This window comes from Thermus tengchongensis, assembly GCF_021462405.1.
GTDB classification, from domain to species: Bacteria; Deinococcota; Deinococci; order Deinococcales; family Thermaceae; genus Thermus; species Thermus tengchongensis.
This window is the reverse complement of the sequence record NZ_JAKEDU010000011.1, coordinates 15,494-28,071: the sequence shown is the minus strand read 5'-3', so window position 1 is coordinate 28,071 and position 12,578 is coordinate 15,494. Positions and strand designations below refer to the sequence as shown.

Here is a 12,578-nt window from a genome sequence, read left to right as displayed (position 1 = left end):
CATGCGCACGGTGAAGGAGCTCCGCCTGGCTGGGCTTTTCGCCTACCTGGCCGCCTTGGTGCTGGGCCTTCTCTTCTCCTACCTCCTGCACGCCCTCCTGGGGGGCAGCGGCCGCCTGGGGTGGGGAAGCTTCAACTTTTTCGGGCTTCTCGAGGGGCTGGGCTTCCTCCTCTTCTTCACCTTCGCCCTCTACGTGGCCAAGCGGGCGGTGCGGGTGCCCTGCACCACCCTGCTCACCGCTGGCCTTTTCTGGCCCACCCCGGCCCGCCGCCTGGCCAAGCCCCTGCCCCAGGTGGAGGCCCTCGAGGCCTACGAGGGCCGGGGGGTGGCCCTCTTGGTGCAGGATGGGCGCCCGGTGGGCCTTTTGGGCCTCGCTGACCACATCCTGCCCCTGGAGGAGGTGCCCAGCGTGGAGGCGGAAGTGGCGGTAAGCGAGCTTTCCCCCCTCTTCCTGCGGCAACCCTTGGTCCTGGTGGTCAAGGGGGAGGAGGTGGTGGGGGCCATTTCCCGGGAGGCCTTCTTCCGGCACCTGGGGGCCTAGAGAAAAGAGGGGCGTGGGGGGGCTATAATCCCCCGGTTTTCAAACCGGGGATACATGGACTCCCCCACGTCCGCCGGAGGCGGACATAGCATAGCGGGCTGCGGATGCGCTAGCATATACACGTGCCTGAAGAACGCACAGCTTACGGGGATGGCGCCGAGAATGCGTAAGGCTTTCAAGTACCGCCTCTACCCCACCAAACCCCAGGCCCGCGACCTGGAGCGCACCCTGGAGCTTTGCCGCCAGCTCTACAACGCCGCCCTGCAGGAACGCAGGGATGCCTACCGCAAGGCGGGCAAGGCGGTGGGCTTCTACGAGCAGAAGCGCCATCTTCCCGTGATCCGCAGGGACCTGCCGGAGTACAAAGGCATCCACTCCCAGGTTCTCCAGGAGGTGATCCAGCGGGTAGACAGGGCCTTCCAGGGGTTCTTCCGGCGGGTAAAACAGGGACAGAAGCCGGGCTATCCCCGCTTCAAGGGGAGGAATCGCTACGACAGCTTTACCTTCCCCCAGGCCGGGAGTACTGGGGTCAAGGTGCAGGAGGGCGGGAAGCGGGTGTTCATTCACGGCATCGGCTCGGTGAAGGTGAAACTCCACCGCCTGCTGGAAGGCAAGCTCAAGACCGCCACGGTCAAGCGGGAAGGGGAACATTGGTACATCGTCTTTGTCTGCGAGGTGGACCCCAAACCCCTTCCCCCCAACGACCGGGCTGTGGGGATAGACCTGGGCACCAACCCCCACTTCCTGGTGACCTCCGAGGGCGAGATGGTGGAGGCACCCAGGCACTACCAGAAGGCCCAGGTGAAGCTTGCCCGGAAGCAAAGGGAGCTCTCCAGGAAAAAGAAAGGCAGTTCCCGCTGGAAGAGGGTGAAGAGGGAACTGGCCAAGCTTCACCGCAAGATCGCCAACCAGCGCAAGGACTTCCACCACAAGGTGGCCAGGGGGCTGGTCAACCGATATGGCGTCATTGTTCACGAGGATCTGAATGTTCTCGGCCTGGCCCGAAGCCACACCGCCAAGGGGGTGCTGGATGCGGGCTGGGCACAGTTTCTCTCTATCCTCGCCTACAAAGCGGAAGAGGCTGGTAGGCGGGTGGTGGGGGTAGACCCCAAGTATACGAGCCAGGACTGCCCGGTGTGCGGCCACCGGGAGAAGAGGCCCCTGTGGGTCAGGGAGTATACCTGTTCCGCCTGTGGGACTCCCCTGTATCGGGACGTGGCCGCCGCACAGAACATCCTGGCCAGGGCTCGGGCGGAGCCTTCGGGGATGGATACGGCGAGGGCCGTTCCATGAGAACCGAGAAGCCCCGCTCTGAAGAGCGGGGAGTCGTCACGCGGTTGACAAAGGGCTTTCTCCCCTAAAATAGGGGGGAGCGGTAGCTCGGGAGGTGAAGGATGCCGCACGTGATTTGTGAACCCTGCATCGGCGTAAAGGACCAGTCCTGCGTGGAGGTCTGCCCCGTGGAGTGCATCTACGATGGGGGGGATCAGTTCTACATCCACCCCGAGGAGTGCATCGACTGTGGGGCCTGCGTGCCCGCCTGCCCGGTGAACGCCATCTTCCCCGAGGAGGATGTCCCCGAGCAGTGGAAGTCCTACATTGAGAAAAACCGCAAGCTGGCCGGTTTGGGCTAAGGGGTAAACGCCCGGCCCAATGGGCCTGAGACCCTCGCCAGGGTAGGAACCTTGGCGGGGTTTTTTATAACTCCCGCACGTACCAGCTTAAGGTGGGGCCCCCGTCCTTCACGTGACGGAAACCCTGGGCTTGGAAGAAGGCCTTGGCCCGCGCGTTGTTGCCGTAGACCACCGCATAAAGCCGCTCGGCCCCCGTCAGATGGTGGAGAAGGTGCTCCAGGGCCCTTCGTCCTAGGCCCTGCCCTTGGCGGTCTTCCCGAATAAGGAGGAGGCTTAGGGTGGCGTCCTCAGGCTCGGGGTAGTGGAGCTTGTAGTCCAGGTAGCCCACCGCCTCCTCCTCCAGGAAGAGGAGGAAGGCCCGGCGGCGCTCGTCCTTCTCCAGGGTGGCCAGGTCCCGGGCCACGTCCTCGAGGGCCGGGGGTTCCATGCCGATCAGGGCGAAATACCCAGGGCTTCGCAGGAAGAGCTGGTGCAGGAGGGAAGCGTCCTCTGGGAGCACCGGACGTAAGCTGAGGTTAAGGGTCCGCATCCCTCCCATGCTACCGGCTGGGGTCTGAGAAAGGGGTGATAGCTACCCCAAAAGGAAACCGCCGTGGGGGAAACCCACGGCGGTCCGGGTTGCCCTTTACCTGCGGGCCGGCTCCACCACGGTGACGTTCACCGCCTGGGGGCCCTTGCCGTTCTTGCCCGGCTCCACGTCAAAGGTGACGATGTCGCCCTCGTTCAGGGTGCGGAACCCCTTGGCGTTGATGGCGCTGAAGTGGACGAACACATCCGTGTCGCCCTCGCGCTCAATGAAGCCGTAGCCCTTCTCCGCGTTGAACCACTTGACCCGACCCTTCTGCATACCGCTCCTTCTCTTCCGAGCCCCAAGGGCTCGCATCCGGGGCCTTAGGGGTTGCTTTAGACCCAAGGGGCCACCCTATAGCGACCCGGAATGCCTTACTATACCACGAAAGACCTACTTGCGGAAGAACCCCCGTAGCCTCTCAAAGAAGCCTTCGGGGGCCACCTCCTCCCCCACCTCCTTGGCGTAGGCCCTGAGGAGTTCCTTGGCCTTGGGGCTGAGGTGCTTGGGCACGGAAAGCTCCACCACCACCCGAAGGGCTCCCCGCCTGGCCTCCCCCGGGTAGGGAAGGCCTTCTCCGGGAAGCTCAAAGACCTCCCCGTGTCCCGTCCCCGGGGGGACCTCCAAGGGGATGGGGCCCGAGAGCCCAGGGATTTCCACTCGGGCGCCCAAGGCCGCCTGGGCCAGGCCCAGCTTGAGCCGGTAGACCAGATCCGCCCCTTCCCGCTCCAGGTGGGGATGGGGGCGGACCTTGAGGCGCACGTACAGGTCCCCGGGCCCACCGGGTCCCAAATTTCCGTAGCCCGGTACCCGCAGGAGGTGGTTCTCGTCCATGCCTGGGGGGATGCGTACCCGGGCCCGTTCCTCCCGCGCCACCCGGCCCCGGCCCCGGCAGACGGGGCAGGTTTCCGCCAGGAGGTGGCCCTGCCCCTTGCAGTGGGGGCAGGTGGAGCGGGTGACGAAGGCCCCGAAGAGGCCATGGCGGTAGGTTTCCACCATCCCCCGCCCCCCGCAGGTGGGGCAGGCGACCCGCTTGCCCCCCTGGCCGCCGCAGGCCTCGCAGGGGACGAGGCGGGCGTAGGCCACCTCCACCTCCTTCCCCTTGAGGAGGTCTTCCAGGTCCACCTCCACCTGGGCCTCGAGGTCCTCCCCCCTGGGGGCGGTGCGCCCCGTGCGGAAGCCGAAGACCTGGGCGAAGAGGTCAAAGAGGTCCTCGGTGCGGAACTCTGGCTGCCCCAGAAGCCCCCGGTCGTACTGGGCCCGCTTCTCGGGGTCGGAGAGGACGGCGTAGGCCTCGTTGATCTCCTTGAAGCGCTCCTCCGCCTCCTTGTCCCCGGGGTTGCGGTCGGGGTGGTACTGGAGGGCGAGCCTCCGGTAGGCCTTCTTGATCTCCTCCTGGGTGGCCTCCCGGCCCACCCCCAGGATGGCGTAGTAGTCCTTCATCCAGGTAGCACTTTACAAGGAAAGGGGCCTTGGGCTAAAGTGGGCCTCAATGAGGCTCCTGCGAGCTATCCGGTAGGGGGCCCCTTCCTTCGGGAAGGGCCCCCCCGGCTTGGCCGCGGGGGCCTCTCCTTTTAGAGGAGGTAAGTCAGGATGCTCCTTTTGACTCCCGGTCCCACCCCCATCCCCGAACGCGTGCAGAAGGCCCTCCTGCGCCCCATGCGGGGCCATTTGGACCCCGAGGTGCTGAAGGTGAACCAGGCCATCCAGGAGCGCCTCCGAGCCCTCTTTGACCCTGGCGAGGGGGCTTTGGTGGCGGCCCTGGCCGGATCGGGCAGCCTGGGCATGGAGGCGGGGCTGGCGGGCCTGGACCGGGGCCCGGTCCTGGTGCTGGTGAACGGGGCCTTCTCCCAAAGGGTGGCGGAGATGGCGGCTCTGCACGGCCTCATGCCCACGGTGCTGGAGTTTCCCCCGGGGGAGCCGGTGGACCCGGAGGCCGTGGCCAAGGCCCTCAGGGCCAAGCGCTACCGCATGGTGGCCCTGGTCCACGGGGAGACCTCCACCGGGGTGCTGAACCCGGCCCGGGAGATCGGGGCCCTGGCCAAGGAGGCCGGGGCCCTTTTCTTCCTGGATGCCGTCACCACCCTGGGGATGCTTCCCTTCTCCATGCGGGAGATGGGGGTGGACTACGCCTTCACGGGAAGCCAGAAGTGCCTCTCCGCTCCCCCGGGCTTGGCCCCCATCGCCGTGAGCCTCGAGGCCCGCAAGGCCTTCACCGGCAAAAGGGGCTGGTACCTGGACCTAGAGCGGGTGGCGGAGCACTGGGAGCGGGGCGGCTACCACCACACCACCCCCGTCCTCCTGCACTACGCCCTGCAGGAGGCCTTGGAGGTGGTCCTGGAGGAGGGAGTGGAGGCCCGGGAGAGGCGGGCCAGGGAGGTGTATGCCTGGTTGCTGGAGGAGCTTAGGGCCCGGGGCTTTAGCCTTTACCCCAAGGCCAGCCCCTTGCCCACGGTGCTGGTGGTGCGTCCCCCCGAGGGGGTGGAGGCGGACCGCCTGGTGAAGGCCCTCTACGCCCAGGGGGTGGCGGTGGCCGGGGGCATCGGCCCCACCCGGGGGCAGGTCCTGCGGCTCGGCCTCATGGGGGAGGGGGCCAGGAAGGCCTACTACCAGGTCTTCCTCGAGGCCCTGGACCGGGTGCTGGCCCTAGCGTAGGAAGAAGTAGGCGTAGACCAAGGCCAGGGCCATGCGGTAGTAGGCAAAGGGCCTAAAGCCGTGGCGCTCCACAAAGGAAAGCATCCAGCGCACGGTGAGGAGGGCGGTGACTAGGGCGGCGAGGAAGCCTATCCCAAGAAGGGTCCAGCCCCCGTTGGGCACCGTGGGAGCGCTTTTCAGGAGGTCGTAGCCCGCGGCGGCCAGCATGGTGGGAAGGGCTAAAAGGAAGCTGAACTCCGCCGCCGCCTTGCGCTTTAGCCCAAGGAGGAGCCCCCCCAGGATGGTGGCCCCGCTCCGGCTGGTGCCCGGGAAAAGGGCGGCAAGACCCTGGAAAACCCCGATCAGGGCTACCCGGACCAGGGGGAGCTCTAGCACGTCCCCATGGCGGGCCCGGTCCGCCAGGCGGTCCGCCAGGAGGAGGACCAGGCCCACGGAGAACAGGAAGAAGACCACGATGCCGTCATCCCCCAGGATCCTCCCCTTGATGAGGGGGTAGAGGAGGAAGCCCATGGCCGCGGTGGGCAGGAAGGCCAAGCCGATCCTGAGCCAAAGGGCCCGGTCCACGGCGAAGCGGCGGCCGTAAAGGAGGAGGATGGCCAGGATGGCCCCCAGCTGGATGGCGATGAGGAAGGTCTTGAGGAAGTCGTCCTCCTGGATGGGCAGGTCCAGGAGGTGGAAGAGGAGGGTCAGGTGGCCGGTGGAGGAGACGGGCAAAAACTCCGTGAGACCCTCCACAACACCCAAGAGTAGGGCTTCCCAAGCGCTCACGCGGCCCATGCTACCATGAGGGGCGTGGAGGTTTCCGTCCTCATCCCCGCCGCCGGGAACGGGGAAAGGTTGGGCCTGGGGCCCAAGGCCTTCCTGCGGGTGGGGGGGAAGACCCTCCTGGAGTGGGCCCTGGAGGCCTTCAAGGGGGCGGCGGAGGTCCTGGTGGCCCTGCCCCCTGGGGCTCCCGTTCCCAAGGGGCTTCGGGCCACCTTTATGGAGGGGGGCAGAACCCGGCAGGAGTCGGTTTCTCGCCTCCTGGAAGCGGCGAGCCTCCCCCTGGTCCTGGTCCACGACGTGGCCCGGCCCTTCGTGAGCCAGAGGCTGGTGGGGCGGGTCCTCGAGGCCGCCCGGGCCACGGGGGCGGCGGTGCCGGTCTTGCCCCTCCCCGACACCCTCATCCGTCCGGAAGGGGAAGGGTATGGGGAGGTGGTGCCCCGGGAGGCCCTGCGCCTGGTCCAGACCCCCCAGGGCTTCTTCACCGCCCTCCTCCGGGAGGCCCACGCCTACGCCAGGAAGCGGGGGCTTTCCGTCACCGACGACGCCCAGCTGGTGCGGGCCCTGGGCTACCCCGTGGCCCTGGTGGAGGGGGAGAGGGCCGCCTTCAAGATCACCTACCCGGAGGACCTTCCCCTGGCGGAGGCCTTGGCAAGGGTATGGAACGCCTAGCGGTGGCCAAGGTGAACCTGGGCCTTTCCCTCTTGGGGAGGAGGCGGGATGGCTACCACGAGCTCCACACCCTCTTCGCCAGCCTGTCCTTCGGGGACCGGCTTTTCCTGGAGCCTATCCCCGAGGGGATCGAGTTCCGGGGGCGGTACGGTCGGAGGAACCTGGCCTACCGGGCGGCGGCGGCCTACCTGGAGGCGGCGGGGTGGCCTGGGGGGGTGCGCATCGTTCTGGAAAAGGCCCTGCCCGAGGGGGCGGGCCTGGGCGGGGGGAGTTCGGATGCCGCCCAGGTGCTTCTGGGCCTGAGGGAGCTCTACCCGGCGGAGGTGGAACTTTTCCCCCTGGCCCTTTCCCTGGGGGCCGACGTGCCCTTCTTCCTCCAGGGAGGGGTGGCAGAGGCCCGGGGGGTGGGGGAGCGGCTTAGGCCCCTTTCCCTTTCCTCTTTGCCCGTGGTGGTCTTCTCCTCGGGGTTGCGCCTCCCCACCCCCAAGGTGTATGCGGAGGTCAAGCCCCACGACTTCGGGCCCGAGCTTCCCGTGGAGGAGATCCTTAAGGCCCTGGAAAAGGGGGAGGAGCCCCCCTACTGGAATAGCCTCGAGGGCCCCGCCTTCCGGCTTCATCCGGAGCTGAAGGAGGTGAAGGCCCGGCTTAAGGCCTTGGGTTTGAGGGGCGTTTTGATGTCTGGCTCGGGGAGCGCCTTCTTCGGCCTGGCAGAGGATGAGGCCCAGGCCAAGAAGGTGGTGGAGGCCCTTAAGCACGCCGGTTATGCCCGGCACGGAACTCTGGGGGGAGGGTATGGAGCTATTTAGGGCGCTTTTTGGTTGTTGCCCGGATGCCTTGGAGGAGATCAAGGCCTTGCCCCTCCGCTGGGACGAGAAGCGGTTCAGCTTCTGGCTTAAGCAGGATTTCCCCTTCGTGGAAGCCCTGTACCGCTTTCAGGTGGGGCTTCTTAAGGAAGCTCCTCATCCCCACCGGGCTCCTTTGGTCCAGGCCCTCATGGCCACGGTGGAGGAGCTGGACTGGCTTCTCTCCCAAGGGGCGGACCCCAAGGAGCCGGTTCACCCGGTGCGGCAGGAGTACATCGCCCTGCTCCAGGAGATGGAGGGGTTTTCCTATCCTTACCGCCTGGTCTTCTTTTACTTCCTGAACCGCCTTTTCCTGGAGGCCTGGAACGCCCACGTGGAGGGGGATGGTCCCTGGCGGGAGCTTACCGAGCACTGGTCCGCCCCCGAGTTCCAGGCGGTGCTCTTTGACCTGGAGGTGATGGCCCAGGGCCAGGTGGGGGGGCTGGATCCTGGGGTGGTGGAGCGCTACCTGGCCCGTATCCTGGAGATGGAGAAGAAAACCTGGAGCCTGTTGCTTTAAGCTGGTTTTTGGCGGCTGAGGAAGCCAAGGCGAGGCGAAATAGGGCCCCGGAAACCCGGGGCCCTGGTTGGCCCAAGGGTTTTCAGTTCAGCTCTTCGCCCCAAGCCTCCTCGAAGAGGCGTTTGGCTTCCTGCACGGTGATCTCCAGGGTCTGGGAAACCTCCTCCGCCAAGAGGTAGATGGCCCGCCTGAGGGCCTGGCGGTCCAGGTCCGGCAGGCCCCGTTCCAGCTCCCAGGCCCTGAGTTGCCCCGCCATCTGGGCGATGCGGTAGGGGTTCCCGTCCGCCAGGATCTCGCTGGTCTTGCGGTGCCGGGCGGCCCACTGCTTGGGCAGGGGCATGCGCCCGTTCTTTAGGAGGTCAAGGATGACCGGCACCTCTTCTGGGGCCAAGGCCTTGCGCATGCCCACGCTCTGGGGAGCCTCCACGGGTACGTAGGCCTTGGAGCGGGAACCGGGAAAGTCCACCTGGTAGTAGGCCCGGTTGATGCCGCTCACGCTCCTCTGGGCTATGCCCGCCACCACGCCGACCCCGTAAGGGGGCAAGACCACCTTGTCGCCGGGACGGAACTCTTTCACGGCGCGACTCCTTTCCGGAGCACCTCCATGAGGTGCTCCAAATATGCCTCCACCTCCAGCTGGGGGGTGCACCCCAAGGCCGCGATCACGTGGGCGGTGGCCCTGGGGGCAAGCTCGGGGCGCACGGCCCCTTCTTCCTGGCCGCTTCGCACCAGCTCCTCCAAGAGGTCCAGGTAGTGCTGGTGGAGCCCCTTGAGCCAGGGGGTGGGGTCCTCCATGGCCTCCCGGGCTACCGCCGCCCAAAGGCCCCGCCACTCGGCGATCCAGGCCAGGCGCTTCTTCAGGAGGCCCTCGAGGCGCACAAAAAAGGGCGCCTTTTGGCGCACCACCTCTTCCACCTCCCGGTAAAAGGCCCAGGTGCGTTCCTCCACCAGGCTTTTCAAGAGGTCCTTCTTGTCTCGGAAGTAGAGGTAGATGGTACCCTTGCCCACCTCCGCCCGCCGGGCCACCTCCTCCATTTTCAGCCCGGAAAGCCCCATCTCCCGGAGTATTTCCAAGGTGGCCTCGAGGATGGCCCTCTTTTTATCCTTGGAGAGCGCCCCCGGGGGGGATACCATCGCGGCCACGCCCTTAAGTCTACCACACCACCCTTTTGCTTTCATGAGGAGGGGATTACCCTAAAGGTATAGGAGGTCAGGTATGCGTCAGGGCTTTTTCGCCTTGCTGACCGCTGATCCCCTTCGGGGGGCCTTGCGCTCGGTGGAGGCCAGGCTCTTGGAGGAAGCCCGGGGGGAGGCCCTTTTTCTCGTGCCCTATCCCTTGCGGGACCTGGCGGAGGCCTGGCGGCTCGCTTACCGGAGCCTGGGCCTGAGGCGGGGGAGGGTTCTCTACCTCAGGCGGCGGGAGGAGGCCTTCGACCCAGAGATAGCCCAAAGGGTGGCGGCGAGCCCCCTGGTGCTTCTGGCCGCTGAGGGGCTGCCAGAGTTTTTGGATCTCATCCGGGGAAGCCTCCTTCTCCAGGCCCTTTTGGAGGTCCACCGCCAGGGGGGTGGGGTGGTGGCCTTGGGGGAGGCGGCGGGCCTCCTGGGCGAGGCGGCCTTTTACTCCCTGGAGGGGGAGGTTAAGGCCGCCTTGGGCCTGGCCCTGCTTCGGGGCTTGGTCCTCCTCCCCCGGGTGGAGGAACGGGGGCGGTTCCTGGCCCTTTCCCGCCTGGTGGCCGACAACCCCGACCTGGTGGGCTTAGGCCTTCTGGAGAACACCGCTCTTCGCCTCCTAAAGGGCCTGGGGGAGGTCTGGATGGGAGGGGTGACCCTGGTGGACGCCGGGGGGGCGGAGTACACGGGCCGGGGGGTGAAGGGGCTCAAGGTGGACGTCCTCTCGGCGGGGGAGCGCTTCTCCCTGCCCGCCCTTTGAGGAGGGCGGGATCTCCTTCTCCGGTAACATGGCCCTATGCCCTCGGGGCGGGTGCACGAGGCCATCAACCTGGCGGTCCTGGGCGGGGGGGCGGTGGTCTACCTGGCCTACGGGGGCTCGCCGGAGGACCCCCAGGGCTTGGCCTTCACCCTGGCTTATCTGGCGGGTACCTTCCTCCTTTCCCCTGATCTGGACCTGGCGGAGAAGGGCACGCGGTCCCAGCGCCGCTGGGGCCTTTTGGGCCTTTTCTGGCGCCCTTATGGCTGGCTTTTCCGCCACCGGGGGCTTTCCCACACCTGGGTCCTGGGGCCCCTGACCCGGTTGGGCTACCTGGCGGCCCTCCTCGGAGGGCTTTTCCTCCTGGCCCAGGGGGTGGCGGCCCACTTGGGGATGCCCTTTACCCTCCGCCTCCCCCCCTGGCCCCCCGAGGTCTGGGGCTCGGCCCTCCTGGGCTACTACCTTTCCCAGTGGCTCCACCTGGTGGCGGATGGCATCTGGCCTGACCACGACCTTAAGCGCCTGCGGCGGCCAAGGTGAGGTGGTTTACATACCCATCCCCGCTAGGGTAAACAATGGAAGCATGGTCAAGCGATGGCTAGGGGGAGTGGGTTGGTTGCTTCTCGGCCTGGCTCTTGCGGTGCAGCCGGGCCAGCGCCTGCCCGAGTTCGCCCTTCTGGATCCCAAGGGCAACCTTATTACCCCCGCCACCATGAAGAAGCCTGCGGTCATTGTCTTCTGGGCCAGCTGGTGCCCGGTGTGCAAGGCGGAGTTCCCAGGGCTTTACCAGGTGGCGGAGGAAACCCGGGTGCCCTTCTATGTGATCAGCCGGGAGCCCAAGGACACCAAGGAGGTGGTGCTGGAGTACATGAAGGCCTTTCCCCGGTTCATTCCCTTGCTGGCCTCGGAGAAGGACAAACCCCCCGAGGTGGCCAACCGCTTCAAGGTGGTGGGCCAGCCTTGGACCTTCGTGGTGGATGCCGAAGGCAAGGTGGTGGCCCTATTCGCCGGGCGGGCCGGGCGGGAGGCCTTGCTGGATGCCCTCCTCCTGGCCGGGGTGGAGGTGCCATAGCTCGGCCCGGCGCACCTCCCCTTGGGGGCTGAAGCGCAGGAGGAAATCGGCCTCGAGGAGGCCAGGGTCCCCCCACTCCACCAGGAGAAGGCGGGCCCCTTCCCGGGCGGCCTCCAGCTGGGGCAGAAGGGCCCTCTGGTCATTTAGGCGGTAGAGGTCCGCATGGGCCAGGGGGCCTTCCGGGGTGGGGTAGGTGTGGATGAGGGTGTAGCTGGGGCTGGTCACCCTTCCCTTAAAGCCCAAGGCCTCGGCCAGAAAGCGGACGAAGGTGGTCTTGCCCGCACCCAAAGGGCCCTCCAAGACCACCAGGGCCCCCGGGGGAAAAAGGGCCAGGGCTTCCCGGGCCAGGGCCTGGGTGTCCTCGAGGGTCTTGAGGGTGCGCTCTAGGAGAAGCCGCATAAAGGAAAAAGGCCCCAAAGGGCCTCTTTGGTGCCGGGAGCGGGACTTGAACCCGCACGCCCTTGCGGGCACCACCCCCTCAAGATGGCGTGTCTACCAGTTCCACCATCCCGGCAGGGTGCGCCTTACGCGCAAGCCTTAGTTTAGCAAAAGCCTCCTCCTTGTCAAGGTTTGCCGGAGTTTGGGACATTTGTCCCTTCCCCTTTCCGCTAGTGTACCCATTAGAAGACCTTGCTAAAGGGTAGGCACGGGTAGGTTCCATTCGCTTATGAAAAAACCCACGCCCCTTGATTGACCCCTTGCCCCTTTGCCCGTAGCCTTGGCCCTTAAGACCGGAGGTGGCATGCGGCGGCGCAACCGATGGGTAAGGACCCTCTTCTGGGGAACGGTTCTGGGGGTATTTGCGCTACTGGTGGTGGTCTTTTCCGGGGTGGCGGTGGGGGCTTTTGAGTACCGCACCCAGCCCGTGGAGCAGCCCGTGCCCTTCAGCCACGCCTTCCACGCCGGAGGCTTGGGGCTTTCCTGCCGCTACTGTCACTCGGCCGTGGAACATGCTGCCTACGCCGGACTTCCCTCCACAGAAACCTGCATGACCTGCCACACCTTCATCAAACCCGATAGCCCCAACCTGGCCCTGGTGCGGCAAAGCTGGGAAACGGGGGAGCCCTTGCGCTGGAACCGGGTCATCAACCTGCCGGACTTCGTCTACTTCCACCACGGGGCCCATGTGGCCAAGGGGGTGGGGTGTGCCGAGTGCCATGGCCGGGTGGACCAGATGGTGGTGGTCCGCCAGCCCCAGGCCTTCACCATGAAGTTCTGCCTGGACTGCCACCGCCAGCCGGAAGCCCACCTCAGGCCGAGGGAGCAGGTCTTCAACATGGCCTACACCCCGGATCCCGAGCTGGGCAAGAAGCTCAAGGAACTCTATAAGGTGCGCTCGGCGGAGGCCCTTACCAGCTGCAACACCTGTCACCGCTAGGAGGCTT

The 12,578-nt window shown here is 66.4% G+C and carries 18 protein-coding genes and 1 tRNA gene; 11 read left to right on the top strand and 8 right to left on the bottom strand.

Annotated elements, in window-relative coordinates; genetic code table 11:
- Position 1: 1 nt before the first annotated feature.
- The 3 genes from L1087_RS11185 to L1087_RS11175 all read left to right on the top strand — a co-directional run bounded on the left by L1087_RS11185 (position 2) and on the right by L1087_RS11175 (position 2,175).
- Positions 2 to 541 carry a CBS domain-containing protein gene (locus tag L1087_RS11185; protein WP_234558968.1) on the top strand — a complete coding sequence of 180 codons (540 nt, stop codon included), beginning with the start codon at positions 2 to 4 and terminating at the stop codon, positions 539 to 541.
- A 162-nt stretch (positions 542 to 703) separates the two neighbouring features.
- Positions 704 to 1,834, top strand: a complete 1,131-nt coding sequence (locus L1087_RS11180) for an RNA-guided endonuclease InsQ/TnpB family protein (RefSeq protein WP_234558967.1) — start codon at positions 704 to 706, stop codon at positions 1,832 to 1,834.
- A gap of 101 nt (positions 1,835 to 1,935) precedes the next feature.
- Entirely contained in the window at positions 1,936 to 2,175 is a 240-nt protein-coding gene (locus L1087_RS11175) for a ferredoxin (RefSeq protein ID WP_015716251.1), read from the top strand.
- Positions 2,176 to 2,239: 64 nt separating this feature from the next.
- Here L1087_RS11175 and L1087_RS11170 read toward each other — a convergent pair whose 3' ends face one another.
- The 3 genes from L1087_RS11170 to L1087_RS11160 all read right to left on the bottom strand — a co-directional run bounded on the left by L1087_RS11170 (position 2,240) and on the right by L1087_RS11160 (position 4,186).
- Positions 2,240 to 2,713: a GNAT family N-acetyltransferase gene (locus L1087_RS11170; protein ID WP_135260663.1), complete on the bottom strand. Its 474-nt coding sequence runs from the start codon at positions 2,711 to 2,713 to the stop codon at positions 2,240 to 2,242.
- An 87-nt stretch (positions 2,714 to 2,800) separates the two neighbouring features.
- A complete protein-coding gene (locus tag L1087_RS11165) occupies positions 2,801 to 3,022 on the bottom strand; it encodes a cold-shock protein (protein ID WP_014516375.1) in 222 nt (73 codons plus the stop codon).
- Positions 3,023 to 3,136: 114 nt separating this feature from the next.
- The gene (locus L1087_RS11160; RefSeq protein WP_234558966.1) at positions 3,137 to 4,186 is read right to left on the bottom strand and encodes a DnaJ C-terminal domain-containing protein; all 1,050 of its coding nucleotides are present in this window, start codon (positions 4,184 to 4,186) and stop codon (positions 3,137 to 3,139) included.
- 150 nt (positions 4,187 to 4,336) lie between these two features.
- Between L1087_RS11160 and L1087_RS11155 the strand changes: the two genes are divergently transcribed.
- Positions 4,337 to 5,398, top strand: a complete 1,062-nt coding sequence (locus tag L1087_RS11155; protein ID WP_234558965.1) for an alanine--glyoxylate aminotransferase family protein — start codon at positions 4,337 to 4,339, stop codon at positions 5,396 to 5,398.
- Here L1087_RS11155 and L1087_RS11150 read toward each other — a convergent pair.
- Positions 5,390 to 6,175 (bottom strand): undecaprenyl-diphosphate phosphatase, encoded by a 786-nt coding sequence (locus L1087_RS11150; RefSeq protein WP_038040412.1) that lies wholly within the window; start codon positions 6,173 to 6,175, stop codon positions 5,390 to 5,392. The two genes, L1087_RS11155 and L1087_RS11150, sit on opposite strands and share 9 nt — an antisense overlap.
- A gap of 6 nt (positions 6,176 to 6,181) precedes the next feature.
- On the opposite strand from L1087_RS11150, the gene ispD reads away from it, so the two are divergent.
- Genes ispD through L1087_RS11135 form a run of 3 tightly spaced genes read left to right on the top strand, consistent with a single transcriptional unit; the run spans position 6,182 to position 8,194 of the window.
- The gene (ispD, locus tag L1087_RS11145; protein WP_167764564.1) at positions 6,182 to 6,832 is read left to right on the top strand and encodes a 2-C-methyl-D-erythritol 4-phosphate cytidylyltransferase; all 651 of its coding nucleotides are present in this window, start codon (positions 6,182 to 6,184) and stop codon (positions 6,830 to 6,832) included.
- A complete protein-coding gene (gene ispE, locus L1087_RS11140) occupies positions 6,820 to 7,638 on the top strand; it encodes a 4-(cytidine 5'-diphospho)-2-C-methyl-D-erythritol kinase (protein ID WP_234558963.1) in 819 nt (272 codons plus the stop codon). The genes ispD and ispE overlap by 13 nt, the downstream gene beginning before the upstream one ends.
- Positions 7,625 to 8,194: a hypothetical protein gene (locus L1087_RS11135; protein ID WP_206201743.1), complete on the top strand. Its 570-nt coding sequence runs from the start codon at positions 7,625 to 7,627 to the stop codon at positions 8,192 to 8,194. Before ispE ends, L1087_RS11135 begins: the two co-directional genes overlap by 14 nt.
- A gap of 82 nt (positions 8,195 to 8,276) precedes the next feature.
- On the opposite strand, the gene L1087_RS11130 is transcribed toward L1087_RS11135, so the two are convergent.
- The gene (locus L1087_RS11130; RefSeq protein WP_135260656.1) at positions 8,277 to 8,771 is read right to left on the bottom strand and encodes a CarD family transcriptional regulator; all 495 of its coding nucleotides are present in this window, start codon (positions 8,769 to 8,771) and stop codon (positions 8,277 to 8,279) included.
- Positions 8,768 to 9,337, bottom strand: coding sequence for a TetR/AcrR family transcriptional regulator (locus L1087_RS11125; RefSeq protein ID WP_234558962.1), 570 nt, complete (start codon positions 9,335 to 9,337; stop codon positions 8,768 to 8,770). Before L1087_RS11125 ends, L1087_RS11130 begins: the two co-directional genes overlap by 4 nt.
- Positions 9,338 to 9,410: 73 nt before the next feature.
- Here L1087_RS11125 and L1087_RS11120 point away from each other — a divergent pair, with 73 nt between their 5' ends.
- The 3 genes from L1087_RS11120 to L1087_RS11110 are packed head-to-tail and all read left to right on the top strand — an operon-like array spanning position 9,411 to position 11,193.
- Positions 9,411 to 10,124, top strand: a complete 714-nt coding sequence (locus L1087_RS11120; RefSeq protein WP_234558961.1) for a type 1 glutamine amidotransferase family protein — start codon at positions 9,411 to 9,413, stop codon at positions 10,122 to 10,124.
- A gap of 36 nt (positions 10,125 to 10,160) precedes the next feature.
- Complete coding sequence (locus tag L1087_RS11115; RefSeq protein WP_234558960.1) at positions 10,161 to 10,661, top strand: metal-binding protein; 501 nt, start codon at positions 10,161 to 10,163, stop codon at positions 10,659 to 10,661.
- A 43-nt stretch (positions 10,662 to 10,704) separates the two neighbouring features.
- Positions 10,705 to 11,193 (top strand): TlpA family protein disulfide reductase, encoded by a 489-nt coding sequence (locus L1087_RS11110; protein ID WP_038040398.1) that lies wholly within the window; start codon positions 10,705 to 10,707, stop codon positions 11,191 to 11,193.
- Here L1087_RS11110 and tsaE read toward each other — a convergent pair.
- On the bottom strand, positions 11,122 to 11,592 hold the full coding sequence (gene tsaE, locus L1087_RS11105) for a tRNA (adenosine(37)-N6)-threonylcarbamoyltransferase complex ATPase subunit type 1 TsaE (RefSeq protein WP_135260652.1): 471 nt from the start codon (positions 11,590 to 11,592) through the stop codon (positions 11,122 to 11,124). The genes L1087_RS11110 and tsaE overlap by 72 nt on opposite strands.
- A 28-nt stretch (positions 11,593 to 11,620) precedes the next feature.
- A tRNA-Leu gene (locus L1087_RS11100) sits at positions 11,621 to 11,707 on the bottom strand.
- A 228-nt stretch (positions 11,708 to 11,935) separates the two neighbouring features.
- On the opposite strand from L1087_RS11100, the gene L1087_RS11095 reads away from it, so the two are divergent.
- Complete coding sequence (locus L1087_RS11095) at positions 11,936 to 12,571, top strand: cytochrome c3 family protein (RefSeq protein WP_234558959.1); 636 nt, start codon at positions 11,936 to 11,938, stop codon at positions 12,569 to 12,571.
- Positions 12,572 to 12,578 lie beyond the last annotated feature (7 nt).